Raw genomic sequence first — 24,469 nt, 5'->3', positions numbered from 1 at the left:
AGGTTTTTTTAATTAATGAAACGATGTTTTTTTCTGTTTGTTTTTTTCTTGCTTTCAGCGATGGGAGCAGGAGCTACCGCGCTACCCAAAAAACACGATATCTATTATGGGCAAGAGAACGCCCCCATTAAGATTATTCAGTATACATCCCCTAGTTGCCACTATTGTGGGGAATTTATGGAAAAAATTTTTCCACAGCTTGATAAAGAATTTATTCAAACGGGGCAAGTGATTCTAGTTGTATTAGATTTTCCCCTGAACGATATAGATATGAAAATCAGCCAAATTATTCGGGGCAGTTCGAGCCCCTCTAAATATCAAAAAATCATTTATGATTCCCAATTTTTGTGGACTTCAGCCAAGAATCCTTTGCAACAAGCAAAGAACATCCTGATTGGTGCTGGAATGACAAGGGCAGAAATTGTCCAATCTGTGAACAATAGAATTATTTTGGACGAAATTATCCAATCCAGATTTTTAGGAGAAAAAAAATACGACATCAGCGGTGTTCCTGTTTTTATTGTGGGGGCTCAGATCATCAATGGTTTAGAATCTTGGGCTGAGTTAAAAAAAGTTATACAAGATGCTTTAAACCATGTTAAAAGCGGGAAGCCCTTAGAAACATTTGGAAAGCAAAATGACAGAAAAAAAATCACAACCTGAACCTTTGCCCTTTAATGCTATGGCCTTAAGAGCCAGCGCTGATATGATTGGGGGTATTGTGGTGGGTACAGGCCTGGGATTTTTGCTAGATCGGTGGCTTAATTGCCCCCACTGGGGTTTGATCATTGGGTTTTTGCTTGGGGCTACTGCGGGCATGCTGAATGTTTATAAGAGTTTGTGTAAAGCTGGGTACGGGCTGACAATACAAAAATTTAAAAAGTGATTTGTGTATGGAAACACCTCTTAAACAATTTGTCGTTAAAAAGCTTATTCCTCTGGAATTTTTCGGTATAGATCTTTCCTTCACGAATTCGGCCCTGTTTATGGGCATTGCGGTCTTTTTAATTTTGATATTATTATTTTTGGGAACTCTTAAAAATCAAACGATTCCCGGAAGGTTACAATCCTTTGTTGAACTTTGTTATGAGTTTGTAGCCAACATGCTGGAAGAAAATATTGGAAGCCGCGGAAAGCAGTTTCATCCCTTTGTTTTTTCCTTGTTTCTTTTCGTTCTGATGGGGAATTTTTTGGGCATGATTCCATATAGTTTTACGTTTACCAGTCAGATTGTTTTAACTTTTGGTCTTGCTCTGATTGTTTTTTTTACGGTGATTTTGGTAGGTGTTCTGAATCACGGGGTTAAATTTTTAACGATCTTTTTCCCTGAAGGCGCCCCATGGGTTATGGCTCCCCTGCTTGTTCCTATTGAGATTATTTCCTTTCTTTCCCGCCCCGTTAGCCTTGCCATTCGTCTTTTTGCGAATATGATGGCTGGGCACACCATGCTAAAGGTTTTTGGTCTTTTCACCGTAAGTTTAGGGGTCTTTGGGTTTTCAACAATTTTGGCAAATAGTATGCTCATGGGCTTTGAATTCTTGGTCTCATTTTTACAGGCCTATGTGTTTTCTGTCTTGACGTGTTTGTATTTAAATGATGCGATCTACTTACATTCGTGATATAAATTCAGTATAGAAAAGGAGATTCAAATGGAAACTGAAGCCGCTAGAATGATTGGTGCCGGACTTGCTGTATTCCCTTTATTAGGGGTTGGTTTGGGTATTGGAAGTATTTTTTCAACCCTTATTAGTTCGGTTGCACGCAACCCAGAAGCCCGCAAGGATGTTTTTTCCATCGGTATTTTAGGGTTTGCTTTAACAGAAGCCGTTGCCCTGTTTGCTTTGCTTATTGCTTTCTTGATTTTGTTTAAATAAGAAATCTTAAAGACGGTTTTTAAGAATGCCGCAGCTAGATATAAGCCTATATATTCCCCAACTTTTTTGGCTATGCATATTCTTTGTGTTGCTTTTTTTAGGCATATATTTTGTTATTGAACCTCGTTTTCAGAAGATTTTCCAAAAACGATCTTTAGAAATCGACGAAAAGTTGAAAGAAATTGAATTTCTAAAAAAAGAAACAGATCGGCTAAAGGATCAAGCTCAATTGGCGGAAGATCAATTTCAAGAGCGCCTAAAGAAAATCATCCAAGAAACCATGGCCAAAACGAATACAGAAATTCAGGCCTTAAAGGAAAATCATCATAAAAAACTGTTGCAGGAATTGGCTTTGTTTGATGAAGCAATTGCAAAAAATCAGGATAAAACTTTAAAGTTGTTGCAAGAAAAAGAGGCAGAGTTTGTAGATCAGATTTTTGCTAAATTACTTTCTTCTAAAAAAAAGGGATAGATCATGGTATATGATGCATCCTTTTGGGTTTTGATTTCTTTTTTGCTGTTTTTTGCTGTGGTGGGGCGCCGATTTTTCAAGAAAATTATTGTGCAACTTGATGATAGGGCCCATCGTATTTCTCAACAGTTGAGAGAAGCTGCAGATTTACATGAAGAAACAGAACATTCTTGTTTAAAGGCTAGAAGCGCTCTAAAAAAACAAAAAACTGTTCATGAAAGGCATTTGAAAGATACCCAAAAGAAAATTTCTGCTATTCAAAAGGAAACACTTAAAAAAATGGAAGAGCTGGAAAAAGAACTTTTGCAAACGATTGAGACCAAAAAAAAATATCTTCTGGGTATAAGGGAACAGGAACTAGAAAAAAAGTTCCTAAAAAATATGTTAAAAAAAGTTGAATCTTCCCTGAAAAACAAGTTAACTGCTAAAGACAAAAAACAATACATCTTAGATCAGTTAAAATAAGGAATGACACAGATGAAAATAGCAGTTTTAGGACTTGGATATGTGGGGCTTCCCCTGGCAACGGCACTTGCCAAGCATTATAAGGTCATTGGATTTGACGTTGATAAAAAACGTATTGAGGAACTGAAAACTGGTTTTGATCGAACCCATGAGCTTTCCGAAAAAGAGCTTCAAAACAGTTCCCTTCAAAAAACCCATACCTTAGAAGATTTAAAGGGGTGTAAGGTTTATATTGTGACGGTTCCAACTCCCGTTCATGAAGATACAAACATGCCTGATTTAACGCTGCTAAAGGTTGCTTCAGAAATGATAGGCCAAGTGATGGAATCTGGGGCCATTGTGGTTTATGAAAGTACAGTTTATCCAGGTGTGACGGAAGACTACTGTGGGCCTGTTCTTGAAAAGGCTTCGGGACTTAAGATAGGACAAGACTTTTTCTTGGGATATTCACCAGAGCGCATTAATCCAGGCGATAAAGAACATACAGTTTATAAAATTACCAAGGTAGTTGCGGGTCAGACACCAGATGTTTGCGAAACCCTTGCTAAAATTTATGGGACCATTACGACTGTTTTTAAAGCAGCAAACATCAAAACGGCTGAGGCCGCTAAGGTCATTGAAAATGCACAACGCGATATCAATATTGCCTTCATGAATGAAATTACGGCCATTTTTAATAAGGACGGTATTTCAATTTATGATGTGCTAGAGGCTGCCCAAACCAAGTGGAATTTTCTGCCTTTCCAGCCGGGTCTTGTGGGGGGGCATTGTATTGGGGTTGATCCCTTTTACCTGGCGAATTATGCTCAACAAAAAGGGCATCACCCTGAAGTAATTTTGGCAGGACGCCATATGAATGATTCCATGGCTTCTATTTTTGGGGACTTTGTTCATCAGCATATAAAACAAAGAGGAATTCAAAACAAAAAGGTTTTGATTCTGGGGTTGACTTTTAAAGAAAATATTCCAGACCTTAGAAACACTAAGGTTGTGGATTTAGTATCAAGGCTTGAAAAGTTGGGTTATGACGTGGATGTGACTGACCCCCATGCAAACCCCCATGAGGCCAAGAAATACTATGGTATGGATTTGAAAGATTTTGATGATTTAAAAGGCTATGACTGCATTGTTGGAACTGTTCCCCATGACCAATTTAAACACATGACTGAAAAAGACTTTGCCCGCATCGGGAATGACGAATGTCTGGTGGTGGACTTAAAAAATATGTGGAAACACCATAAGGGGTTCCCCGCTGGATTTTTGAAGGTTAGTATTTAAGTTCAGGAATTAGTTAAGTTCTGTAACCCCACATGAACGGTCTGCTTTTGCCCTGTAATTTTTTCTTGGGCTGACACAGTCAGAATACCATCCGCATCCAGGGTGAACGTAATGACCACACGGGCTGTTTTTGCGGGTAAGGGCGGCAAATTTGTGAAGCTAAATTTTGCGAGAGACCTGCAGTCTTGAAGGCGATCGCTTTCTCCCTGAAGCACATGAATGGACATAGATTTTTGATCATCTTGATGGGTTGTAAATTCCTGAGTTACGGAAAAGGGAATCGCTGTATTTCGAGGAATCAGTTTTTCCACAAAACCTCCCATGGTTTCAAGGCCAAGAGAAAAAGGTGTTACGTCAATAAGCAATTTTCCCATACCTGTCATCAGGGCTTCAGCTTGTAAGGCTGCCCCCAGAGCTACAGCTTCATCTGGGTTCAAAATTGCCAGAGGTTTCTTTTTAAATAACTTTTCCAAACTGTGTTGAATCAGGGGCATGCGGGTCATTCCTCCCACGCATACAATTTGCTGAATAGTTTGAATATCTTCAACCTTGGCATCCCGCAGTGTTTTTTCCACAATCTTAAGAGTTTTTTCAACCAAAGGACTGACTATTTTTTCAAAGTCAGATTGACTTATAGATCCTTGTTTTTCTTGCCATACAGGATTTTCAGAAAGATATTCTTTAATCTGTTTTGCTTGATCAATTGAGACATGATCTTGGAAAAAATCTTGGATGAGTTTATCAAAATCATCCCCTCCCAATCCTGTATCTCCACCCACAGCCAAAACCTGAAAGATTCCTTTTTCAAGACGCAGAACAGATACATCAAACGTCCCGCCTCCCAAATCATAGACGACATAATGCCCTTCTTTTCCTTCATCTAAATGATAAGCTAAAGCAGCAGCCGTTGGTTCATTCAACAGGCGCAGAACTTCAAAACCTGCCAAGGTGGCTGCTTTTCGAGTCATGGTGCGAGCACCTTCTGAGAAATAAGCAGGCACCGTAATCACCGCTTTGGTTACTTTTTTACCCAAAGATTTTTCTGCTTGCTCTTTTAAATAAATCAGAATATCAGTGGCTGCTTTCAGGGGGGTAATTTGGCCTATTAAGCCAACCAAAGGGGCATCTTCAAACAACCGTTTCACAGATTTCAGCATCAAATCTGATGAGGTCTTTCCAGCTTTTTCAGCGGCCCGCCCCACAGATTTGGGTTCACCATAAAAGGTGATGGATGGTACAAGAGAATGCCCCTCTATTTTTATAATTTCAGCTTTATGATCACGGGCAATGGCTACCACAGAATTGGTAGTTCCCAAATCAATTCCAATCGCTACTTGTTGCTGATCATGGGGAAGAGGTGTTTGGCCAGGTTCGTGAATTTGAAGAAGCATTGTTAGTGAAACCCATAAAGTTTGTGGGAAATATCCTCGTGAATTTTGTACAGAAATTTTAAGACAAAATACTCTTGAAAAGCCCGGATGTTTTTATCCTTCAAGTCTTTTTCAAATGACTCTTCCACACCTTTGATTCTTTCCCTTATTGCCACATGGAGCTCCCTTATTTTATCAGCCTCTGATAGGGAAGCCAGATTTTCCTGTAAAGAAAATTGATCCTCTAGAGTTTCAGGGTTTGGCGCCCCAACAACCCCTGGAAAAAAAAGATTCAATAAAACCTTAGCCCTTAAGACCGGATTTTTCAAAGTCTGATAAGCTTGATTCAAAGAAACTGTTTCAGTTTGGGCTTTTTCTTTTTCTTCAGTAGATCCATTGATAAATCGGTCTGGATGCCACAATTGCTGCAACTTTAAATAACTTTTGTCTAAAATTTGCATATCCAGAACATAAGTCTGTTCTAAATCAAAAACCGTGAAAGGATTAGACATGGAAAGATTCTCCACAGCCACAACGACCTTTTTCATTTGGATTTTTAAAAACGAATCCAGATTCCATATCCTTTTGAACAAAATCCATTTCTGTGCCCACAATAAATAAAATAGCTTTGGGATCAATCAAAATATTAACTCCCGCCATTTCCACGTTTTCATCAGCTGGATTTGGAGCATCTGCAAATTCCAGGGTATAGGCATGTCCAGAACATCCCCGCGTTCTAACCCCAATACGAATACCAAAAGAAGGTTTCCCACGATTTTCCAAAAGATGCTTAATGCGCTCTACAGCAGCAAGAGTCACAGTGATAGGACTTCTGGGGGCCATTTTATAGAGATTTCCTTTTTCTATAATCCGCAATGGCAGCGCGAATGGCATCTTCCGCCAACACAGAACAATGGATCTTCACAGGAGGAAGTTCTAAGGCTTCAACAATTTCCTTGTTTCTGACTTCGCTAGCTTCTTCTAAGGTTTTTCCTTTTAACAGCTCTGTCGCGAAAGAGCTTGAGGCAATGGCTGATCCACACCCAAACGTCTTAAACCGAACATCTTCGATGATGCCTTCATCATTCACCTTAATCTGTAATTTCATTACATCGCCACATGAGGGCGCACCTACAAGGCCCGTGCCCACATTTTCTTCCGTCAAGTCAAAGGACCCAACGTTTTTTGGGTTTTCGTAATGGTCGATCAATTTTTTACTGTATGCCATGATGTGCTCCTTTTTTAGTGGCCTGCCCACTGGATGGAATTAATATCAACACCCTGTTGGGCTAATTCCCAAAGGGGGCTCATGTCCCGTAATTTTTGGACAGCTTTAATAATTTGTTGGGCGGCGTCGACTACTTCCTGTTCCGTTGTGAAGCGACTAAATCCAATTCTAAGGGACGTATGGGCCAAATCTTCCCCCACGCCTAAAGCTTTTAAAACATAGGATGGCTCTAAGGAGGCTGAAGTACAAGCAGATCCGGAAGATACACACAAGTTCTTAATGCCCATCATGAGCCCTTCGCCTTCAACATAGGCGAAACTTAGGTTTAAATTGCCTGGAATTCTTTGCTCAAGATCCCCATTCAAATAAACGTTAGGCAGGGCCCCCATGATGGTTTCATAGAAAAGGTCCCGCAATTTTTTTAGTCGCTGGTTTTCCGTAACCATTTCCTGGGCTGCAAGGACGCTAGCCTCCCCAAGCCCCACACACAGGGCGGGCGATAAGGTGCCTGAGCGCATCCCACGTTCTTGACCGCCACCATTGATTAAAGGTAACAACCGCACCCGGGGTTTACGACGTACGTACAGGGCACCCACCCCTTTAGGTCCATAAATTTTATGGCCGGAAATACTGAGCAAATCGATATTCATGTCTTCCACATTCAGGGGGATTTTTCCAAAAGCCTGGGCGGCGTCTGTGTGAAAGAATACATTATGCCCGCGGCAAATTTTTCCAATATCAGCTAGGGGTTGGATGACTCCGATTTCATTGTTAACAGCCATAACAGATACAAGCAAAGTTTTTTCCGTGATTGCTGCTTTCAAGGTTTCAAGACAAATCAGACCATTCTTTTGAACAGGCAAATAGGTCACTTCAAACCCCTCTTGCTGCAAGTGGCGACAGGTATCTAAAACACATTTATGTTCTGTTTGGTACGTAATAATGTGGTTGCGTTTATCCTTGTGGAAATGGGCCAATCCCTTAAGAGCCAGGTTGTTGGATTCTGTTGCTCCACTTGTAAAAATAATCTCTTTGGCGTTCGCCCCAATCACTTCAGCAACTTGAGTGCGAGCCTGTTCAACGGCCTCCTCTGCATCCCAACCATAAGCGTGATTGCGGGAATGAGGATTCCCAAATTTTTCGGAAAAATAGGGCAGCATCTTGGTAACCACCCGCGGATCGCAGGGAGTTGTAGACTGGCAATCTAAATAGATATATGAACTCATGCGCTTTCCTTTTGTTGGTGATGCAACTGAAACAACATCTTCCAGTCTTCACAAAATTTCAATAGATCTTCTTGCTTTGTATTCCATCCAGAAGAAACTCGAATAGCATTGTTGTAAACAGATTCGGGAAGATTCATAGCCTTCAAAACGCGAGAGGGTTTCAAAGTTCCCGATGAACAAGCTGATCCCGTATTTACGGCAATTCCCTTCAAGTCAAAATGAATCAACTGAATGGCATTTTTAACGTTTGGCATGACCAGACATGTGGTATTAGGCAGCCTTTTGACTGCTGATCCCACAACTGTGCTATTGGGCGCAAATTCTTGCAAAGATTTTTCCAGGGTGTGATGCCATAGGGCTAAGGATTCAGAATGCTTTAAATCAATAAGCTCTGGAAGGGCGCCAAACCCTGCAATGGCCGCAATATTTTCCGTTCCTGCCCGACGGTTTTTTTCTTGCCCACCACCCTTTAAAAAAGATTCCAAAGTTAAAGACGCGCGCGCAATCAAAGCTCCAACCCCCTGAGGGCCACCCACCTTGTGGGCGCTGATAGACATAAAGTCTATGCCTAAATCTTTAAACGACAAAGGAATTTTACCAAAACATTGGACGGCATCCGTATGAACCAGGGCATTGTATGTGTGCGCTAAAGCAACAACTTTCTCGATAGGTTGCAGTACCCCTGTTTCATTATTAGCGTATTGAACACATACTAAGGTTTTTGATTTTTCAGGCAAGACTTGTAATGCTTCCTCCAACCAATCTAATTGAATGATTCCTTGGTCATCAACGGGAATCATCTGAGCTACAGACACTGCTTTTAAAATAGAGTCATGCTCCGTTGCCAAAACAAAAACATGGTCCCAATCTTGGTTCAAAATCATATTGTTGCTTTCCGTTCCCCCACTAGTAAAAATAAGTTCATCTGCAGAACACTGAATAAAATCAGCTAAATTTTGACGAGCCTTTGCAGCAATTTTTTTTGCGTATTGCCCCAGTCCATGTAAGGACGATGCGTTTAGCGGAAGACTCATAGCTGCCGTCATAGCAGACATAACCTGCGGGCGAAGAGGTGCTGTTGCATTGTGATCTAAGTAAATATAGTTCTGTAAATTCATTTTTGTATCTTGTTTTCTAACACATCTTGTAAGGAAATAGACTGTAAAAATCCATTGATTTGACTGCCCAGCTCTTCCCACAAATGATGGACCTTACAACGCGACTTTGACTGTAAGCATCCTTCTTGTTTTGAAGAAGAACATCTGGTTGCTTTAAAGGGTTTATCTGCTGCAGAGACAATGTCTGCTACACTAATCAAGGATGCAGAACGGGGCAGGATATATCCTCCCGTAGATCCTCGAACGCTTTGCACCAAGCCCTGTTGGCGCAATTTTCCAAAAAGTTGTTCAAGGTAGCTTAGGGAAATTTCCTGACGATTCGCAATTTCAGACAACGGTACAGGCCCTTTGTGAGAGGACTCAGCCAAATCAACCATTGCCATAACAGCATAACGTCCGCGAGTACCAAGCTTCATATTGTCTTGTATTTCCTTAAAAACATTTATATAATCCCCACGCTTGTAGGATCCAGTGGGAAATTACTATATCCTACTAAAATAGTCAAGTTTGTAAGAGTGTAAGGTTAGGAGACCCGATGCCAGAAATTATCATACCAGGCCCCGCTGGGCGAATTGAGGCAAAATATCATCGTCAAAATGCGACGGAATCGGCTCCTGTAGCGTTGATTTTACATCCCCATCCCCTTTATGGCGGCACGATGAATAACAAGGTAACTTATACCCTATACCAAACCTTTGTGAAGCAAGGGTTTAATGTGATGCGATTCAACTATCGTGGTGTTGGAAAATCTCAGGGTTCTTTTGGCTCCGGCGAAGGAGAACTAAGCGATGCAGCCGCAGCCCTAGACTGGTTACAGACCGACAATAAGAATGCCCCTTCTTTTTGGGTGGCTGGGTTTTCTTTTGGCGCCTGGATTGCTATGCAATTATTGATGCGCCGACCAGAATTGGAGGGGTTCATTGCTGTTGCCCCCCCCGCTAACAAATATGATTTCAACTTTTTGGCCCCTTGCCCCGTTTCTGGGCAAATGATTCAGGGGACAGCAGACGAGATTGTCTCTCCAGATGCTGTTCGGACTCTTGCAGCAAAACTTTCTAAACAAAAAGGTGTTCAAGTTGAATTGCAAGAGGTTGAAGGGGCTGACCATTTCTTTAAAGATCATCTGACTGCAGTTTCAGATATCGTCGCCACATATATTCACCTCCACGCTAAGAAAAAGTAATACCGTTTAATTTTTGCGACATGAACCTGTACAAGGTAAAAGGAATGTGCTTGAGTTATTTTCATAGGAACGTTAGACTAAGGGTGAATTTAAATATAAAATAACAGGACTTTCAGGGATCTAATGGAAGAAAAGTATAACTTCAAAATTCAAGACATGGTGCAATGGTACGAAGGGCAGCTTTTGTATCCCCACCATTACCAGCAAATGCGTCATGAAATTCAGCAGCTTTCCTTATGCTATCTGACTATTAGTACTCCTTGGTACTGGGGCATTCATCATGTGGAAATTGATGAGGCCTTGTTGTTAAGCGGTATCATTCGAGTCAACAAAATTTTGGCTATGATGCCAGATGGCAGCGTTGTTGAGAAAGCAACTGGATCCAAACAGAAAATTGAACTGGATATTTCCGGAATGAAAGATGATCTGCTGTTGAAACCCACTACCATCTATTTGGCGGTTGTCGAGCGTCAAGAAGATGCTGCAAATACAGAGCAGCAGCCTTGCCGATATGATTCCATCGAATCAAACCCTATCGTTGACGAAAACACAGGAGATGGGGCCATTACTATGCCACGCCTTTCTTTGAAAGCATTTCTGGTGGCGGGGGACAATTTGCCTTCTCGCTATTCTGGATTCCCCTTGATGCAGGTTAAGTTCGAAGACGATGCTTTTGCAAAAACAGACTTTATTCCGCCCTTTACCAGCGTACAACAACAAAACATTATCGGGGAATATCTGGGGCGGTTGATCAAGAATTTAAGAAAACGAACGACTTTCTTGGGGGAGCGCCTTCAAAGTTTGATGACCCAAGACACGGCATCTATTCTGGAATACTATGACCGTATTTATAATATTATTGTGGGGCGAGTGGTTGTTTTAGAAGCACTGTATTTTTCTGAAAAATGTCATCCTTTTGAAGTTTATAAAGAGCTTTGTGTGGCGGCAGGAACCTATTGTGCACTCCATCGGGGCCAAATTCCGCCTGTCTTTGATCCCTATGACCACAATGATTTAAAATCAACCTTTGATCCCGTTGTGAATTTTATTGAAAAGATTATTGAAATGGTTAAAAGCCCCTCAATTTCTTTGCCATTCACAAAAAGTGGTCGTGTTTTTGAACGTAAACTTAGAAAAGATTGGTTGGATACAGATTATCTGATTTTGGGCATTAAATTGGGGGTGGATGCATCACCTTCGGCCATAGCCCATTGGCTAAATGGGGCCATTATCGCTTGCGATTCCGCCCTTGAGGAAGCCAAGGAAAAAAGAATATTAGGTCCCATCAGGGAAGTTGTTGACCAGGTTTCAGAAATGGGACTGTTGGCTACTAATCGTCAGTTGCTTGTTAAAGTTTTGGTTGATGAGAAATTTATTAAGGCTGAAGAAACTCTGCAGATCTTGAATCCGTCTGATACAGAAAACAGCAGGCCAGAAGAAATTGTTTTATATACAGCAGGATAGGTAATCCATGACGCAAGAAAGGTATATGAAATCTGTTCTGGTGCAGAATTTTAGGTCTTTCTATGACGAATTGATTCTATTGAAACACTTAGCTTTGAACGATGGATCAATTTCTGCCGAGGAAGAGGCGTCTTTAGAGGGCAATCTGTCAGAAAAAACATCCCAATCGCTTGCTGGTAAAATTCTAAATCGTTTGGAAAAAACCTTAAAGGCTCAATATCGATTGATTGAAATTCAGGGCGGGGGTTATGCGGCCCGTTACTATGAGGAGGCCCAATATGTAATGGTTTCCTTGGCAGATGAAATTTTTTTAAACCTTCCCTGGAAGGGTAAATTAGAATGGCAAGATAATTTATTGGAATCTCGTCTTTATGGGACCCAAGATGCGGGTGATAAGTTTTTTAAAAATTTAGAGACCTTTTTACAAGGTCGGGATGTTTCAGCTTTAGATTTAGCTGTGATTTATTTGATGGGTCTTGGATTGGGTTTTCAGGGTAAGTACCGGGCGGAAAATTCAGCCTCTATTTTAAATCAATATCGGCAGAAGCTTTATGATATGATTACCTATGATATTCCGGACGGTCGTCGGGAAGGGCTACCCCTTTTTGAAGAGGCCTATATGCATACTTTAGACCAGCGGGATTCATCTGAAATTATTAATTTGCGCCCCTGGTATTTGGGATGGGGCCTTGTGGGAGGATTTTTTCTGATTGTTATGGTGCTGATTTGGTTTATAGAAACCCGGGAAATTTTGGGCCTTGTAAAGAGTTTTAACATGTGGATTAAAAATAATGCTGGAACATTTAACTGATTCTTTGCCCTATTTTTTACTGACCATCTTCCTTTTGGTGGGCATGATTTTCTTTGTCATTGTCTATTTTTCAGGATTTTCTTTAAAGAAACAGTTTGAAGGTCTTGGCCTAAAAAGTTCTCCCTTGTTTAAGAAATTGGGTTGGGACAGTGACAATAATCTTTTTTGGCAACCTGTCTTCCAATTTCTTGAGCAAGTTTTAGATGTTTTAAGAATTCGCCCTATTGGGGCCTTTTATGATTCCATTCGGGCAGCTAAAAAGGCATTGGCTGCCCATATTGACGGCAAAGACTATTCTTATAAATTACCGTGGTTTGTTATGGTTGGAGATACGGGATCTGGTAAGTCTAGTTTGCTTGCTCAAGCAAAGTTGCCCAACCCCTTAATCAGCCCTAATTTTGGCATGCCTTTTGATCATCCCTTAATGCAATGGTGGTTCTACGAACATGGTATTGTGATTGATCTGAAGGGGTCTGTAGTGAACGGGGAAACGCTTCACAAGGACCGGTGGCATCATTTTTTGCTGGCCTTAAAAAGATATCGCCCAGCACGCCCCTTAGACGGTATTATTCTAACAGTTCCCAGCTCTTATTTCTTGGGGCCTGATGTTTTGTCTGCAGACCAGTTGGCCAAAAAAGGGCAAGAGCTTTCAGAAAAATTAATTCAGACAGAAGATATGCTGGGGCTAAAATTGCCCATTTATGTGCTTCTGACTAAGTGTGATTTGGTGGGTGGATTCAAAGGGTTTTCAAAGGAACTTTCCCTAAAATCTTTAGAAGAAATTTTCGGTTGGTCTAATCCCTATACAACCGATCTTTCCTATAATTCCGCGTGGATCAAGGAAGCTTTTTCTTCCGTCCAAGATTTTCTGCTGAAAAGTTTACTCAAAATATTTGCCAAAAAGGAAGCCGTTGTTTATCAGGACGACATTATGGTTTTTCCAGATAATTTTGCCCAGATTGAATCAGGCCTTCAGACGTATTTGAATGCAATTTTTAAAGAAGAAGATTATAGGGATCACTTTATTCTGCGAGGAATTTATGCGACCGGGCAACAGGAAGAAGTGCCTGGCTCATCAGAATTTTCTCATCTGTTTTTAAAGGATCTTTTTGACAAAAAGATTTTTCAGGAAGTGGGTGTTGCTGCGCCCTTTAAAAGATTTTTGCTTTCTGCTAACCGTACTTTAAATATCGGGCGTGTTGGCATTTTTTCTACCCTTGTTTTGGGTTTCTTAGGAACTTACTGGGTCCAAAAAAATGTATCGAATGCTGTTGATCAACTGAAGCCATCTATGGTGAATGTGCTCCATTCCCTTGAAAACTTAAATTCTACCAGCCAAGGGGTTGAAAATATTTCCCAGGCTCAAAGCATTTTAGATCTTATAGTCCAAGTTGGAAATACGCGAACTTACATCCCCACCTGGGCCCTTGTTGCAGATTATAATCTGAAAGAAATTTGCCAGTTTTTCTATGACAAATTTATCGGGGATCGTATAGCCAGCAACCTGGACATAAAGGCCCAACGTCTTTTGATAACGCCCCTTGCCATGCCATCCATGCCCCTGGACAAAAAAACAGTTTTAAGCCCCACGGAAACGCCGGAATTTTTACTGCTAGAAGGATACGTAAAGGCCTTACAAAAGCTACATACAATGACCATTGACTATAATGCCCAGGCTTTCATGAAGAAGATAGATTTGTTCGCCCAATTCACGGCCTATTTGTATGACGGATACAATCTTAAAAAATCTTTGACACCTTCTAGTGAAACTTTTCTGCAGGGATTGATTTCTGATAGTTCTTGTAAGCCTTTTTATCTGGATCGTTATAATTTGTTTGCTGAAAAAAGACTCTATGAACTGTATAACAATTTCTTGAAACGTGTTCTTGATCCCGAATATAACGCAGCCCTGATCTATAAATTGCAAAAAACTTTAGAGAGAGTTGAAGGGCGTGGTGTGCCGGATTTGGATAGTTTCCGAAACAGCTTGGTAGAAATAAAAGATGTTCTGTCATTCATTACCAATGCGGGGGGAAGATGGCTTACAAACCCAGTCTTTGACCCGGGTTCCAGATATCAAAAATTGATGGATACCATAAAAAGTATTCCTATTTTTACTGAGCCAGTTTATAGAAAAATTTCTGACACTGCAGAAAAGCTTTATCAAAAATCAGCCACCTATTTAAGAAGTTATGGGTCTCCTTTAACTGGGTATTTCTTAACCTGGTCTTCAGCTACTAATTCTTTGACTCCCTCTGAGGGGCTATTAAAACTAGAAAAAGGGCTAAATACTTTCCTGGATCAACCTTTTATGCAAAAAGCATCAGGCAGTAAGTTTATTGACAGAATTCCCGATGGACAATTTTTGTATTGGGACCCGAATAGCGTTCGAAATGCGTTGGCCTTAATTGAAAATTACCGAACCTTTGTTGAGATGGATCTTTCTTCTTATCCTGTTAATTTGCAGGATGTCTTGCGGCTGGTTGGACAAGAGCAACTTCAGACTAATATTGAAGTTATGTTGGAACGGGCCCAAACTTTTTATGAAGTCCCCTCCCAAAATTGGGGGAGTCAGGCTGACAATGCATCTCAGGTGCAAGCCAATAACATTAGCGAAACAGGACCCTTGTTTGTAAAGCTTTTGAAGACGTTAGATGATATTGGCGCGCGCGCCACCTATGCACGACTTAAGAGCTTATTATTCACCCAAATGTACAGTAGCCTCGAAACAATAGATCAGGCCCTAACAAATAGTGATTTCTATGAACCGGTTGATCCTGATTTCAAACGGTGGAATGGGGAAGCCAATGGACTTTTGGGCGCCTATAATCTTTCTGATCAAACAGAAATGATCAGCTATTTCACCAATCAGAGCGCCCGAGTGATGAGTTTAGCTTTGCGGCACGCATCGCCTGTTGTAAGTTTTCTGAAGTCAGATTCTTTCCGGCTTTCCATTGATCAAATTAAGGTTGTAACCCGGTGGGGCGGATTGCTTGATGAAGCAGCGGCCTATGACAAGGGCAAAACAACAGGGTCCATGAAAGTACTGGAAAAATTCTTGGAAGAAGATGGCAATAAAATTACCTACGACAACTGTTTTACCCTGTTAGATCCAGCTGTTATGAATGCCCCTACAGGAGATTTCTTCCTGCAAAAACGCAACTTAATCATGAAGAGTATGTATAAAAGGTGTCAGCAGTTAGCCGCTGAAAAGGGGATTGCCCAGTATAAAAAAGTCTCTGATTATTTCAATGCAAACTTAGCGAATTCATTCCCCTTCGTTGCTATTGTTTCAAAAGATCCTAATTCAGATTCAGATGTGTCATATGATGTTCTGAATGGTTTCTTTAAAGAGCTAGACTTGTTAACCCCTGATGTTATTGCATCAATTGATGCTGTTGCAAAACCTGGACATTTTTGGTCTCACTCTAAGCAATTTATGGCCAACATGCGTGAGATCAAAACTTTCTTTGATAAATACTTTGCCCCTATTAAAAAAGATGGTGCCCCTGGTCTTAGCTTTATCCTTAAATTTAACGAAAACAAGGCTAAATCTTTGCTGGCGGATCGCTTGGCTGACTGGGCATTTATTAACAATGATAAAGTATTAAGCTTAAAAGAAAATGGGAATGCTAACACCATTCGCTATGAACTGGGCACCCCCATATCCTTTGGTTTTGAATGGATGCCCAATTTTCCTGTTTTTGCGACAAAAGATCCCAGAGATCCGGCCCTGATCCCCATGGAAAAAAGAAGTCTTTTTGTCTATGACGGCACTTGGGCACTGCTAAGGGCTATGATGCTTCATCTGGTGTCTGCAAAAGATGGCGGGTCCTCTATTAACGATGTCACCCTTGGATTTACAATTCCACTGGCGCCTGCCCCGAATGGGCCAGCAGCTACAAATGCTAAATTGTATGTACAGGTTGTGCCTGTTGATACCATGGGCACAACAGCAATTGATTTCAAGATTCCCAAATTCCCCACTTCTGCGCCAGTCTTACGGGAAGGAGTTCTATGAACCCCATTGATGATCTTAATGTCTATTTAAAAGATATTCCGGGGAAAGATCCCCAAGGAAAAGATCTGAAATATGATGTGATCTATGATGATATTCAAGAGGCATCTCGCGAAGATTTAGACCTGCCCCAAGGCGTTTGGGTTAAGGATTTGAAAACCGCTGACTGGAAAAAGGTTGAAACCCTGTGCACTGGTATTCTGACAGACCAGTCAAAAGACTTGCAGATTGCTTCGTGGTTGATTCGGTCTTGGATGTTTCTATACAATATAGAAGGTTTGCAAAAGGGGTTTGAACTTTTGCTGAAACTTTCTGAAAAATATTGGGATATTGCTTACCCCGCTATTGGCCCAGATGATCTGGAATATCGGGTGGGACCCTTTAATTGGATCAATGAAAAACTATCGGAATACTTGAACAGAATTATCATCACAGCCCCAACCGATAAGGATACTTTAGTCTATAGTTTTTCTGCCTATATCGATACCCATTATACAACGGATACAAAGGTAGCTCCGAATGCAGCCAATCAGGTCAGTCGTGAAAAGAAAGCACTAGATTTAAAGGCAAGTGTTAAAAAAACAGACACAGCTTTTTTTGCTCAGTTTAAAGAATCTGTGGATCAAACAAAAGAAACAATCAAAACTTTACAAACTTTTTTAGATCAAAAACTGGAAAAATCAAGCCCATCATTGTATAGAATTCAGGAGAAACTGGATCAATTTAATCAGTATTTGGAAATGATTTTGACAGAGCGCCGTGCAGAAGAGCAAGCAAAAGAAAATGCTAAAAAAACAACGGAAACAATCCAATTAGAGCCTGTATCTGCGGATAAACCTTCATCCCTGGATGATGTGATTCACGGTCGGGCCGAGGCCTATGCCATGATAGAAAAGGCTGCTGAGTATTTATCACAACTAGATCCCCATAGTCCCGCCCCCTATTTGATTAAGCGGGCAGTTAGGTGGGGGAACTTGCCCTTTGAGGACTTGCTGAAAGAAATGGTGGCCGATGGCAATGCGCTGACGGATCTTCGTCGCCTTCTGGGCGTTGCCGGCAATGCTCCCTTAGGAAATAACCAGGTTATAAATGCAGCTTCTTCGAATGCTTCTAAAGAACCAGCTAAACCCCTATGGAGCATCCAAGAATAGTGAAAAAACCCGTCCTCTTCCTTTGGAGCCTTTTGATAGGAGCTCTTTTAGTTTTAATTGTTTTCTATAATCCCTTTGCTGATTCTGAAAAAAAAGAAAAGGTGCTTTTGATTTATACCTGGATGCATACCTTTGATCCAGAAACTATCAAAGATTTTGAAAAAGAAACGGGCATCACTGTCCATATGGATTATTATGAAAGTGATGAAATTTTAGAAGCCAAATTACTTACTGGAAAATCCGGGTACGATATTGTAATGCCATCGGCAACCCCTTACTTCGGCCGACAGGTTTTGCTAAAAGATAAAATTTTCACACCCCTTGATAAATCTAAGTTGAAGAACTGGGGCAATTTAGATGAAACAATTCTAAGTCTTTTGGAAGCGTTAGATGAAGACAATGCCTATGGCATTCCCTTTACTTGGGGGGTGACAGGGTTTGCTTATGACGCCAACAAGATAAAAAAGATTTTCCCTTATCAAAAACTGCCGCCGGATAGTTTGTCTTTTGTTTATGACGAAGAACAAATCAAAAAACTTTCCAAGTGTGGGGTAACCCTGCTTGATTACCCCCAAGATTTAGTGGAATCCGTTTTGTACTACAAAGGAATTCAGCCGAATTATGGGGATTTTTCTCAAATTGAAACAGCCCGTAAAATCTTAAAAAAAATGCGTCCCCATGTTAAAAATTTCACAGCTAATGCGGGACGCATGATTAATGATTTGGTGAATGGGGAAGTTTGTTTGATGCAGACTTGGTCTGGGGAAGCGTTGCGGGCCCAGGTTGAAGCCAAATCTTCCAGAAAACCTGTTCAGCTAGAGTTCTTTATCCCCAAAGAGTATCAAGGTTTTTGGTGTGATTTATTTGTGATTCCCCGTGGGGCGCCCCATCTGGAAAATGCCTACAAGTTTTTAGACTTTATGATGAGGGGAGATATTGCAGCCAGAAATATTAAATATCTTTTGTCCCCCATTGCTAATGATGCTGCTTTGAAGCATTTACCCCCGTCCTTACGAAATAATCCCCTCCTTTATCCCAAAATGGTCTTTGAAAACTTTAGAATTAATGAAGTTTTAACTTTAAGCTTCGAAAGAGAGTTGACACGGATGTGGACGAAAACTAAGGTGGGACAAAAGTAACGTTAGTTTGAAATGAGATATCCAATAATAAGTTTTGCCCTGTGCCTTATTCTTGCCGGCTGTTCTTCCGTCCGTGAACATATGGGTTTGAATCGAGAAGGTCCTAATGAGTATGAATCCCTAAGAAATGAAGGGCTTGAAATGCCCACGACGATTGTTTTGCAAGATCCAAAGCTGGGCATTAGGCGCCCCCAACAACAATCTATCAGTCAAAAAGCCATGAACATTATCGTGTCAGATTCAACTGTTTCCCATCCCAAAACAATGCCAGCTTCAAAAAAGATAGACCGGAAACCAGATTTAGAAGTTAAAAGCGAACAAATGCTTCTAGAAAAAATTGGGGTCAATAAAAAACAAGAAGGAATCCGGCAGACGATAGACCAAGAAGCTCATCATGAACCTACCCTGGAACAAAAAATTAAAGATCAAATTTTCTTTTGGAAAAAAAAGAAGCGGGGAAAAGTGATTGACCCTGAAGAAGAAAAAGAAACCCTAGAAAAAGAAAACTCACCCATTTTAAATTCTGCTGCGTCTACAGAAGACGATGAATAAAAAGGACACAATGTATCATCAAAATTTACAAGGTTGTTTTGGGCTGGGGAAAGAAGGTCTCTCCTCGGACTTCATCAAGCCCTTAAAAACAACTTTAGAAAACTCGGTTGACACTTTAAGAAATTCTTACAAAGAGGGAGGTCTTCCCTTATTAAGGCTGCCCTATTTCCGCAAGGATATCGAAGATTTAAAAGAGCTGGTTTTACGGCTTCAAGATGATTTTTCTGATGTTATTATTTTGGGCACTGGGGGATCAAGCTTGGGGGGGAAGGCACTGTGCGCTTTGTCGTCTCAATCTAATCCCAAGCTGCATTTTTTAGATAATATAGACCCCCATACTTTTTTGTCTTTGTGCCAAAAAATAGAAATTCAGTCGACAGCAGTCATTGCCATTTCTAAGTCAGGCAGCACGCCTGAAACCATGATGCAGTTTTTGTTGCTGGCAAAAAAGTGGCTGAAAGAAATTGGTCCTCAAGCGCTCAAAAATCATTTCATTATTTTAACGGAAAATAAAACCTCCCCCTTCAAAATATTTGCAGACCGTTGGGAAATTCCATTTCTGGAGCATGATCCTAAATTGGGAGGGCGCTTTTCAGTTTTGTCCTCTGTAGGGCTTTTGCCTGCCATGATTGCAGGTCTTAATCCTGTGGCTGTTCGCGAGGGTGCTGCTTATGTTTTTGATAAACTTTTGGAAACAAATAATGTTTTGGAATTAGACCCCGTTTTAGGGGCAGCTGTTCAATACACTCTGGCCACAAAGCATAATATTTCTCAATCAGTCTTGATGCCTTATGTGGATCGTTTGAGCATTTTCTCAAAATGGTACCGACAATTATGGGCAGAAAGCCTGGGGAAAAACGGCAAAGGCACAACACCCATTGATGCATTAGGGGCTGTTGACCAACATAGTCAGTTACAGCTTTATTTGGATGGGCCTTGTGATAAGTTTTTCACTGTTGTTACTTTAGATCATATGATTAAGGGGCCAAAGGTTTTGGCAGATATTGCCCATGATCTTCAAGTGGAATTTCTGTTGGATGCAACCATGGCTGATTTGATTGAGGCGGAACAAAAAGCAACCATTGATACACTAATCGCCAATAATAGACCCACCAGACATATTCATTTGCCTGAGCTGAACGAAGGCTCTATGGGGGCCCTGATGATGCATTTCATGCTGGAAACGATTGTGATGGCAGACTTGTATAAAATTAATGCCTTTGATCAACAGGCCGTTGAGCAGGGCAAGAAGCTGGCCAAATCCTATCTTGTCAAAAAAATTAAAGAGCAAGAACATCAGCCCCTGTGATTCATGACAAAAATTCGTCTTTTACCATCCCATCTTGTAAACCAAATTGCAGCAGGAGAAGTTGTAGAGCGGCCTGCATCCGTTGTCAAAGAGCTGGTTGAAAACTCTTTAGATGCGGGGGCAACCCATATAGAAGTTAGTTTGCGGGATGGAGGAGCTAGTTATTTAAGTATTATGGATAACGGGCACGGCATGACAGCGGATAATTTGCGCCTGTGTATTGAACGGCATGCTACATCAAAATTACCTGAAGATGATTTGTTTAATATTAATACCCTTGGGTTCCGGGGGGAGGCTTTGCCCTCAATTGGCGCAATTAGCCGTCTTAAAATACAAAGCCGCGCCAGGGGACAGGAGGATGGATATTCCCTGTCTGTTGAAGGGGGGATGTTGGGAGAAATCATACCCGTTGCCATGACAGAAGGCACCAAAATTGAAGTTAAAGATTTATTTTATGCCATTCCCGCCCGCCTGAAATTTTTGCGCACTAAGGCAACGGAGCAAGGGTATGTGGTGGATGTACTCCAGCGGCTATCCATGATTTATCCTCATGTGGCTTTTACGGTTAAAACAGAAGAAAAAACCCTGTGGAAGTATGATGGGCATTCCCCTGATTCCCAGGGGCAACTGAAAAGAATTTCTGACATTATGGGGGCTGAATTTTTTGATAATTCTTTGCCCGTTAATTTGGAACGGGAAGACATGACGTTAACGGGCTTTGTGAGCTTGCCCACCTTGAATCGGTCTAATGCCCAGCATCAATTTCTGTTTGTGAATGGACGCCCTGTAAAAGATAAACTGCTGACAATAGCTGTTAAACTTGCCTATCAAGATTTTATAGCCCATGACAGATATCCCTTAGTAAGTTTGTTTTTGAACCTTCCCCCCAGGGATGTAGATGTGAATGTTCACCCCGCTAAAACGGAGGTTCGATTTAAAGATATCAATCTTGTGCGATCTTTTTTGATTGGGGGACTTAAACAAACTTTGGCTCAGATGGGGCATAGATCTTCCAATACGGTTTCTGAGAAAACACTAGAAAGATTTCAATCCGCCTCACCTTCTTTGTCATCTTTTCAGCAGTCTATAAGACCGAATTTTTCAAGGCCAGCATCCTATCAAATGCCTCTGCGAGCATCAGAACACCTTTCGGCAAAGGATCCGGCTGAGGTTTATTTTGCCCCCTCGGTCCGTACCTATGAAATGGAAATGCAGGCTGATGTTCAGCAGGAATATCCCCTGGGGATGGCTTGTGCTCAAGTCCATGAAACCTATATTGTTAGCCAAACAAAGCAAGGTATCGTTGTCACAGATCAACACGCAGCCCATGAACGGATTGTGTATGAAAAACTGAAAAGAGAATTTAAAGAAGCGGGTGTTAAAAGCCAGATTCTGTTGATTCCAGAGGTTGTGAAGCTTTCAGGTAATGATCTGCAAGCCTTGCTGGGGCAAGAGGAATCTTTGAAAGCGTTGGGGTTTGTGTTTGAAGCCTTTGGGGAAGATTCCGTTTTGATTCGGGAAGTGCCCGCAATGCTGGCCCATCTTGATATTAAAAAGCTGGCAAAAGATCTGTCTGAAGAGATTACAGAGCAAGGAAAAAGTTCCACCCTGGAAGAACGCTTGAATGCAGTTTGTTCCCTAATGGCTTGTCATGGCAGTATTCGGTCAGGCCATAAAATGCTGATTTCAGAAATGAATGAGCTGCTGCGTCAGGTGGAAAAAACACCCTATTCAGGCCAATGTAACCATGGACGCCCCACCCATATTGTTTTAAGTTTAAATGATATTGAAAAATTGTTTGAAAGAAAATAATGGAACAATCCTATAAACCCATTCACTTCATTAGCCGGGCGGTGATCATAGATCAAGATCATCTTTTGGTGACCTACCACCCCCCCAGTGAGCATATTTACACTAATCTGCCAGGGGGGCATGTGGAATGGAGCGAGGGGGCTGAAACAGCCATTAAGCGAGAACTGCTAGAGGAAACAGGCCTTGTGTTTCAGAAGACCCAATTCCTGGGTGTTTTAGAATACTCTTTCGAAAGATCCGGCGGCTGTCATACCCATGAATGTAACTTTGTTTTCTGGGCTGAATCTGCAGAAGTAAAATATCCTTTTATTCCCACTTCTCCTGAACAAAATTGTGCCTTTAAATGGGTAGCCTTAGGAGATCTTGAGGGTACTAATCTGATGCCAGAACCTTTACGGACGCTGATCCCCTTGTGGGTCAACAATCCTCATAAGCCTAGGTTGGATTCTAGTTTGCAAGGGATTCTTTAAGTCTGAGGGGGGATGTATCTTTTCCCCTTGCCTTTTTTTCCAAAAAAGCTAATATTCAGAAAAAGAGTTTGAAGCGACTTCAAATTCAAATAATAAAAAAAGTAAGCGTGGAGTTCCTGTGATTGCAACACATAGAACCCCACTAATCGTATAAACCTAAAACGGAGGTCTACATGACTGATCACAATCTAAACGATTTTCTCTATACTTTAAAGAGCCTTGATGCACACTATAAGCGTTTGATTGATCTATTGGATCATCAAAAGCAAATGGAGGATGGCATTCTCAATACATTAAGAGACATTCGTTTTCTTCACGCGGAGGTGCGCTATACTTATTTGCGTCCGCCGCGTGAAACTTTGCAGTAAAAAGAAAGCTGGATTGCTTCCTCTGGATGACGAGAGCCGGACTCACCCCAATTGGATTCCCTCGGGCTTGACCCGAGGGTCTAAGGGTGCGGAACGCAGGCCCGTTAGGTTGTCAGAAAAAGTAAGGCGTGGGTCCTCGGGTCAAGCCCGAGGAAAGCAAAAAAAGAGAGCCCGAGGAAAGCAAGGGGGGATGAGGAATTCAAAAAAAGAGAGCCTGAAGAAAGCAATAAGAGAGGGCTGAAGAATGATGGGCGTGGCAATCCAGTTTTCTTCGCTAAAACTTTTCTGCGACGCGGTTTTCGATGGTGGGAAGATTTAGGAAGCTCATCAGATCCCGCAGTTCATGACGGGCGGCCACGTGGGAAATCTGCATCGGCATTCCCACGGCTTTTAAATCCAAAAGGGTTAACCCCTGCAAAAACAATTCACGGAAGATCACGCGCTCGCTGAAACCCTTGGTGGTGCGGAAGGCCAGCCTTTTTGAAAGGGTAGATAAAACAGTTTCCATTCTTTGTTTATTGTGAGCATTGATTGAGGATAAGCGATTTCGCAGAACAATCCAGTCAATACTTCCTCGGTCTCGCACAGCCCGATGCTTTTTCTGTTCCCATACCCAATCTGCATAAATGCTGGGCTTTTCCATGCTCATAGATTCAGAATTCAGTTGAACCAAAACGTCTAAATCAACAAAACTGTCATTTAAAGGGGTGATCAACGTATCCGCATACGAGTGCGCCAGGCGCGACAAATACAGGTCGTGCCCAGGGGTGTCTATAACGATAAAATCATAATCCTTTAAAGAGCTCATAAGATCTTCGAATTTGACTTTGTCTTCCTCATGCGCTTTTTTGCTGGAATCATCATCAGAGCGGGTCAGGCGAAAATGCTCAGAAATGGGCAGCTTGATTTTGGTGCGATCAATATAGTTGCGACGATTATCAAAATAGCGGCTAAGGGTTCCCTGGCGGGCGTCAATATCAATACTGGCGACCTTAAAACCCATGTGTAAAAGAGAGGCAACAACGTGCATGGCCGTGGTGGACTTGCCCGTTCCCCCCTTCTCATTCCCTAAAACAATGACGTATGGTTTTTTGTGCATGTTTTCATTCTAGCACAGCCGGAATAGAAGTCTACTGTTTCTGATGAGCGTGGCAAGACACC

Annotated in this window: 26 protein-coding genes; 18 read left to right on the top strand and 8 right to left on the bottom strand. The window is 41.5% G+C overall.

Features of this window, described 5'->3' with window-relative positions; genetic code table 11:
* Positions 1 to 15 precede the first annotated feature (15 nt).
* From WCG05_01590 to WCG05_01560, 7 genes are read left to right on the top strand one after another with little or no spacing between them, the layout of a single operon-like run.
* Positions 16 to 663, top strand: coding sequence for a thioredoxin domain-containing protein (locus WCG05_01590; protein ID MEI8320688.1), 648 nt, complete (start codon positions 16 to 18; stop codon positions 661 to 663).
* On the top strand, positions 638 to 886 hold the full coding sequence (locus WCG05_01585) for an AtpZ/AtpI family protein (GenBank protein MEI8320687.1): 249 nt from the start codon (positions 638 to 640) through the stop codon (positions 884 to 886). Before WCG05_01590 ends, WCG05_01585 begins: the two co-directional genes overlap by 26 nt.
* Before the next feature lie 7 nt (positions 887 to 893).
* A complete protein-coding gene (locus WCG05_01580) occupies positions 894 to 1,619 on the top strand; it encodes a F0F1 ATP synthase subunit A (GenBank protein ID MEI8320686.1) in 726 nt (241 codons plus the stop codon).
* Between the two features lie 30 nt (positions 1,620 to 1,649).
* Positions 1,650 to 1,874 (top strand): ATP synthase subunit C family protein, encoded by a 225-nt coding sequence (locus WCG05_01575; protein MEI8320685.1) that lies wholly within the window; start codon positions 1,650 to 1,652, stop codon positions 1,872 to 1,874.
* 25 nt (positions 1,875 to 1,899) lie between these two features.
* A complete protein-coding gene (locus WCG05_01570) occupies positions 1,900 to 2,346 on the top strand; it encodes a hypothetical protein (protein MEI8320684.1) in 447 nt (148 codons plus the stop codon).
* 3 nt (positions 2,347 to 2,349) lie between these two features.
* Positions 2,350 to 2,811, top strand: a complete 462-nt coding sequence (locus WCG05_01565) for a hypothetical protein (protein MEI8320683.1) — start codon at positions 2,350 to 2,352, stop codon at positions 2,809 to 2,811.
* 12 nt (positions 2,812 to 2,823) lie between these two features.
* Entirely contained in the window at positions 2,824 to 4,089 is a 1,266-nt protein-coding gene (locus tag WCG05_01560; protein ID MEI8320682.1) for a nucleotide sugar dehydrogenase, read from the top strand.
* A 2-nt stretch (positions 4,090 to 4,091) separates the two neighbouring features.
* Here WCG05_01560 and WCG05_01555 read toward each other — a convergent pair whose 3' ends face one another.
* The 7 genes from WCG05_01555 to WCG05_01525 are packed head-to-tail and all read right to left on the bottom strand — an operon-like array spanning position 4,092 to position 9,447.
* On the bottom strand, positions 4,092 to 5,480 hold the full coding sequence (locus WCG05_01555; protein MEI8320681.1) for an Hsp70 family protein: 1,389 nt from the start codon (positions 5,478 to 5,480) through the stop codon (positions 4,092 to 4,094).
* 2 nt (positions 5,481 to 5,482) lie between these two features.
* Positions 5,483 to 6,007 carry a Fe-S protein assembly co-chaperone HscB gene (gene hscB / locus WCG05_01550; GenBank protein MEI8320680.1) on the bottom strand — a complete coding sequence of 175 codons (525 nt, stop codon included), beginning with the start codon at positions 6,005 to 6,007 and terminating at the stop codon, positions 5,483 to 5,485.
* Complete coding sequence (locus WCG05_01545) at positions 5,964 to 6,302, bottom strand: iron-sulfur cluster assembly accessory protein (GenBank protein MEI8320679.1); 339 nt, start codon at positions 6,300 to 6,302, stop codon at positions 5,964 to 5,966. Before WCG05_01545 ends, hscB begins: the two co-directional genes overlap by 44 nt.
* Position 6,303: 1 nt before the next feature.
* Positions 6,304 to 6,687, bottom strand: a complete 384-nt coding sequence (iscU, locus tag WCG05_01540; GenBank protein ID MEI8320678.1) for a Fe-S cluster assembly scaffold IscU — start codon at positions 6,685 to 6,687, stop codon at positions 6,304 to 6,306.
* A gap of 14 nt (positions 6,688 to 6,701) precedes the next feature.
* Positions 6,702 to 7,913 (bottom strand): IscS subfamily cysteine desulfurase, encoded by a 1,212-nt coding sequence (locus WCG05_01535; protein MEI8320677.1) that lies wholly within the window; start codon positions 7,911 to 7,913, stop codon positions 6,702 to 6,704.
* Positions 7,910 to 9,031: a cysteine desulfurase family protein gene (locus WCG05_01530; GenBank protein MEI8320676.1), complete on the bottom strand. Its 1,122-nt coding sequence runs from the start codon at positions 9,029 to 9,031 to the stop codon at positions 7,910 to 7,912. The genes WCG05_01535 and WCG05_01530 overlap by 4 nt, the downstream gene beginning before the upstream one ends.
* Positions 9,028 to 9,447, bottom strand: coding sequence for an Rrf2 family transcriptional regulator (locus WCG05_01525; protein MEI8320675.1), 420 nt, complete (start codon positions 9,445 to 9,447; stop codon positions 9,028 to 9,030). Before WCG05_01525 ends, WCG05_01530 begins: the two co-directional genes overlap by 4 nt.
* Positions 9,448 to 9,566: 119 nt before the next feature.
* On the opposite strand from WCG05_01525, the gene WCG05_01520 reads away from it, so the two are divergent.
* The 11 genes from WCG05_01520 (at position 9,567) to WCG05_01470 (ending at position 23,308) form a co-directional block, all read left to right on the top strand.
* Positions 9,567 to 10,214: an alpha/beta hydrolase gene (locus WCG05_01520; GenBank protein ID MEI8320674.1), complete on the top strand. Its 648-nt coding sequence runs from the start codon at positions 9,567 to 9,569 to the stop codon at positions 10,212 to 10,214.
* 123 nt (positions 10,215 to 10,337) lie between these two features.
* Positions 10,338 to 11,678 (top strand): type VI secretion system baseplate subunit TssK, encoded by a 1,341-nt coding sequence (gene tssK, locus WCG05_01515; GenBank protein MEI8320673.1) that lies wholly within the window; start codon positions 10,338 to 10,340, stop codon positions 11,676 to 11,678.
* A 7-nt stretch (positions 11,679 to 11,685) separates the two neighbouring features.
* Entirely contained in the window at positions 11,686 to 12,489 is an 804-nt protein-coding gene (locus WCG05_01510) for a DotU family type IV/VI secretion system protein (protein ID MEI8320672.1), read from the top strand.
* Complete coding sequence (locus tag WCG05_01505; GenBank protein MEI8320671.1) at positions 12,470 to 16,510, top strand: type VI secretion system protein; 4,041 nt, start codon at positions 12,470 to 12,472, stop codon at positions 16,508 to 16,510. Before WCG05_01510 ends, WCG05_01505 begins: the two co-directional genes overlap by 20 nt.
* The gene (tssA, locus tag WCG05_01500; GenBank protein ID MEI8320670.1) at positions 16,507 to 17,658 is read left to right on the top strand and encodes a type VI secretion system protein TssA; all 1,152 of its coding nucleotides are present in this window, start codon (positions 16,507 to 16,509) and stop codon (positions 17,656 to 17,658) included. Before WCG05_01505 ends, tssA begins: the two co-directional genes overlap by 4 nt.
* Positions 17,658 to 18,797: an extracellular solute-binding protein gene (locus WCG05_01495; GenBank protein ID MEI8320669.1), complete on the top strand. Its 1,140-nt coding sequence runs from the start codon at positions 17,658 to 17,660 to the stop codon at positions 18,795 to 18,797. The genes tssA and WCG05_01495 overlap by 1 nt, the downstream gene beginning before the upstream one ends.
* 12 nt (positions 18,798 to 18,809) lie before the next feature.
* Complete coding sequence (locus WCG05_01490; protein ID MEI8320668.1) at positions 18,810 to 19,349, top strand: DUF3035 domain-containing protein; 540 nt, start codon at positions 18,810 to 18,812, stop codon at positions 19,347 to 19,349.
* 10 nt (positions 19,350 to 19,359) lie between these two features.
* On the top strand, positions 19,360 to 20,658 hold the full coding sequence (locus WCG05_01485; GenBank protein MEI8320667.1) for a glucose-6-phosphate isomerase: 1,299 nt from the start codon (positions 19,360 to 19,362) through the stop codon (positions 20,656 to 20,658).
* A 3-nt stretch (positions 20,659 to 20,661) separates the two neighbouring features.
* Positions 20,662 to 22,470: a DNA mismatch repair endonuclease MutL gene (mutL, locus tag WCG05_01480; GenBank protein MEI8320666.1), complete on the top strand. Its 1,809-nt coding sequence runs from the start codon at positions 20,662 to 20,664 to the stop codon at positions 22,468 to 22,470.
* Positions 22,470 to 22,940: an NUDIX domain-containing protein gene (locus WCG05_01475; protein ID MEI8320665.1), complete on the top strand. Its 471-nt coding sequence runs from the start codon at positions 22,470 to 22,472 to the stop codon at positions 22,938 to 22,940. Before mutL ends, WCG05_01475 begins: the two co-directional genes overlap by 1 nt.
* Before the next feature lie 173 nt (positions 22,941 to 23,113).
* Positions 23,114 to 23,308 carry a hypothetical protein gene (locus WCG05_01470; protein MEI8320664.1) on the top strand — a complete coding sequence of 65 codons (195 nt, stop codon included), beginning with the start codon at positions 23,114 to 23,116 and terminating at the stop codon, positions 23,306 to 23,308.
* A gap of 274 nt (positions 23,309 to 23,582) precedes the next feature.
* Here the strand turns inward: WCG05_01470 and WCG05_01465 are convergent, their stop codons facing one another.
* On the bottom strand, positions 23,583 to 24,407 hold the full coding sequence (locus tag WCG05_01465; protein ID MEI8320663.1) for a division plane positioning ATPase MipZ: 825 nt from the start codon (positions 24,405 to 24,407) through the stop codon (positions 23,583 to 23,585).
* Positions 24,408 to 24,469 lie beyond the last annotated feature (62 nt).

The sequence above is a fragment of the Alphaproteobacteria bacterium genome, assembly GCA_037146715.1.
GTDB lineage: Bacteria > Pseudomonadota > Alphaproteobacteria > UBA7879 > UBA5542 > JBAWWO01.
This window is presented reverse-complemented; position numbering and strand designations above follow the sequence as displayed.

Excerpts from the sequence above, each read along its gene's own strand:
- hscB (MEI8320680.1), bottom strand. The coding sequence starts at position 6,007 with ATGAAAAAGGTCGTTGTGGCTGTGGAGAATCTTTCCATGTCTAATCCT.
- WCG05_01555 (MEI8320681.1), bottom strand. The coding sequence starts at position 5,480 with ATGCTTCTTCAAATTCACGAACCTGGCCAAACACCTCTTCCCCATGAT.
- WCG05_01485 (MEI8320667.1), top strand. The coding sequence starts at position 19,360 with ATGTATCATCAAAATTTACAAGGTTGTTTTGGGCTGGGGAAAGAAGGT.
- WCG05_01490 (MEI8320668.1), top strand. The coding sequence starts at position 18,810 with ATGAGATATCCAATAATAAGTTTTGCCCTGTGCCTTATTCTTGCCGGC.
- WCG05_01585 (MEI8320687.1), top strand. The coding sequence starts at position 638 with ATGACAGAAAAAAAATCACAACCTGAACCTTTGCCCTTTAATGCTATG.
- WCG05_01565 (MEI8320683.1), top strand. The coding sequence starts at position 2,350 with ATGGTATATGATGCATCCTTTTGGGTTTTGATTTCTTTTTTGCTGTTT.
- mutL (MEI8320666.1), top strand. The coding sequence starts at position 20,662 with ATGACAAAAATTCGTCTTTTACCATCCCATCTTGTAAACCAAATTGCA.
- WCG05_01510 (MEI8320672.1), top strand. The coding sequence starts at position 11,686 with ATGACGCAAGAAAGGTATATGAAATCTGTTCTGGTGCAGAATTTTAGG.
- WCG05_01560 (MEI8320682.1), top strand. The coding sequence starts at position 2,824 with ATGAAAATAGCAGTTTTAGGACTTGGATATGTGGGGCTTCCCCTGGCA.
- WCG05_01465 (MEI8320663.1), bottom strand. The coding sequence starts at position 24,407 with ATGCACAAAAAACCATACGTCATTGTTTTAGGGAATGAGAAGGGGGGA.
- WCG05_01575 (MEI8320685.1), top strand. The coding sequence starts at position 1,650 with ATGGAAACTGAAGCCGCTAGAATGATTGGTGCCGGACTTGCTGTATTC.
- WCG05_01470 (MEI8320664.1), top strand. The coding sequence starts at position 23,114 with ATGACTGATCACAATCTAAACGATTTTCTCTATACTTTAAAGAGCCTT.
- WCG05_01530 (MEI8320676.1), bottom strand. The coding sequence starts at position 9,031 with ATGAATTTACAGAACTATATTTACTTAGATCACAATGCAACAGCACCT.
- WCG05_01570 (MEI8320684.1), top strand. The coding sequence starts at position 1,900 with ATGCCGCAGCTAGATATAAGCCTATATATTCCCCAACTTTTTTGGCTA.
- WCG05_01580 (MEI8320686.1), top strand. The coding sequence starts at position 894 with ATGGAAACACCTCTTAAACAATTTGTCGTTAAAAAGCTTATTCCTCTG.
- WCG05_01525 (MEI8320675.1), bottom strand. The coding sequence starts at position 9,447 with ATGAAGCTTGGTACTCGCGGACGTTATGCTGTTATGGCAATGGTTGAT.
- WCG05_01545 (MEI8320679.1), bottom strand. The coding sequence starts at position 6,302 with ATGGCCCCCAGAAGTCCTATCACTGTGACTCTTGCTGCTGTAGAGCGC.
- WCG05_01590 (MEI8320688.1), top strand. The coding sequence starts at position 16 with ATGAAACGATGTTTTTTTCTGTTTGTTTTTTTCTTGCTTTCAGCGATG.
- WCG05_01505 (MEI8320671.1), top strand. The coding sequence starts at position 12,470 with ATGCTGGAACATTTAACTGATTCTTTGCCCTATTTTTTACTGACCATC.
- WCG05_01535 (MEI8320677.1), bottom strand. The coding sequence starts at position 7,913 with ATGAGTTCATATATCTATTTAGATTGCCAGTCTACAACTCCCTGCGAT.
- tssA (MEI8320670.1), top strand. The coding sequence starts at position 16,507 with ATGAACCCCATTGATGATCTTAATGTCTATTTAAAAGATATTCCGGGG.
- WCG05_01475 (MEI8320665.1), top strand. The coding sequence starts at position 22,470 with ATGGAACAATCCTATAAACCCATTCACTTCATTAGCCGGGCGGTGATC.
- WCG05_01520 (MEI8320674.1), top strand. The coding sequence starts at position 9,567 with ATGCCAGAAATTATCATACCAGGCCCCGCTGGGCGAATTGAGGCAAAA.
- iscU (MEI8320678.1), bottom strand. The coding sequence starts at position 6,687 with ATGGCATACAGTAAAAAATTGATCGACCATTACGAAAACCCAAAAAAC.
- tssK (MEI8320673.1), top strand. The coding sequence starts at position 10,338 with ATGGAAGAAAAGTATAACTTCAAAATTCAAGACATGGTGCAATGGTAC.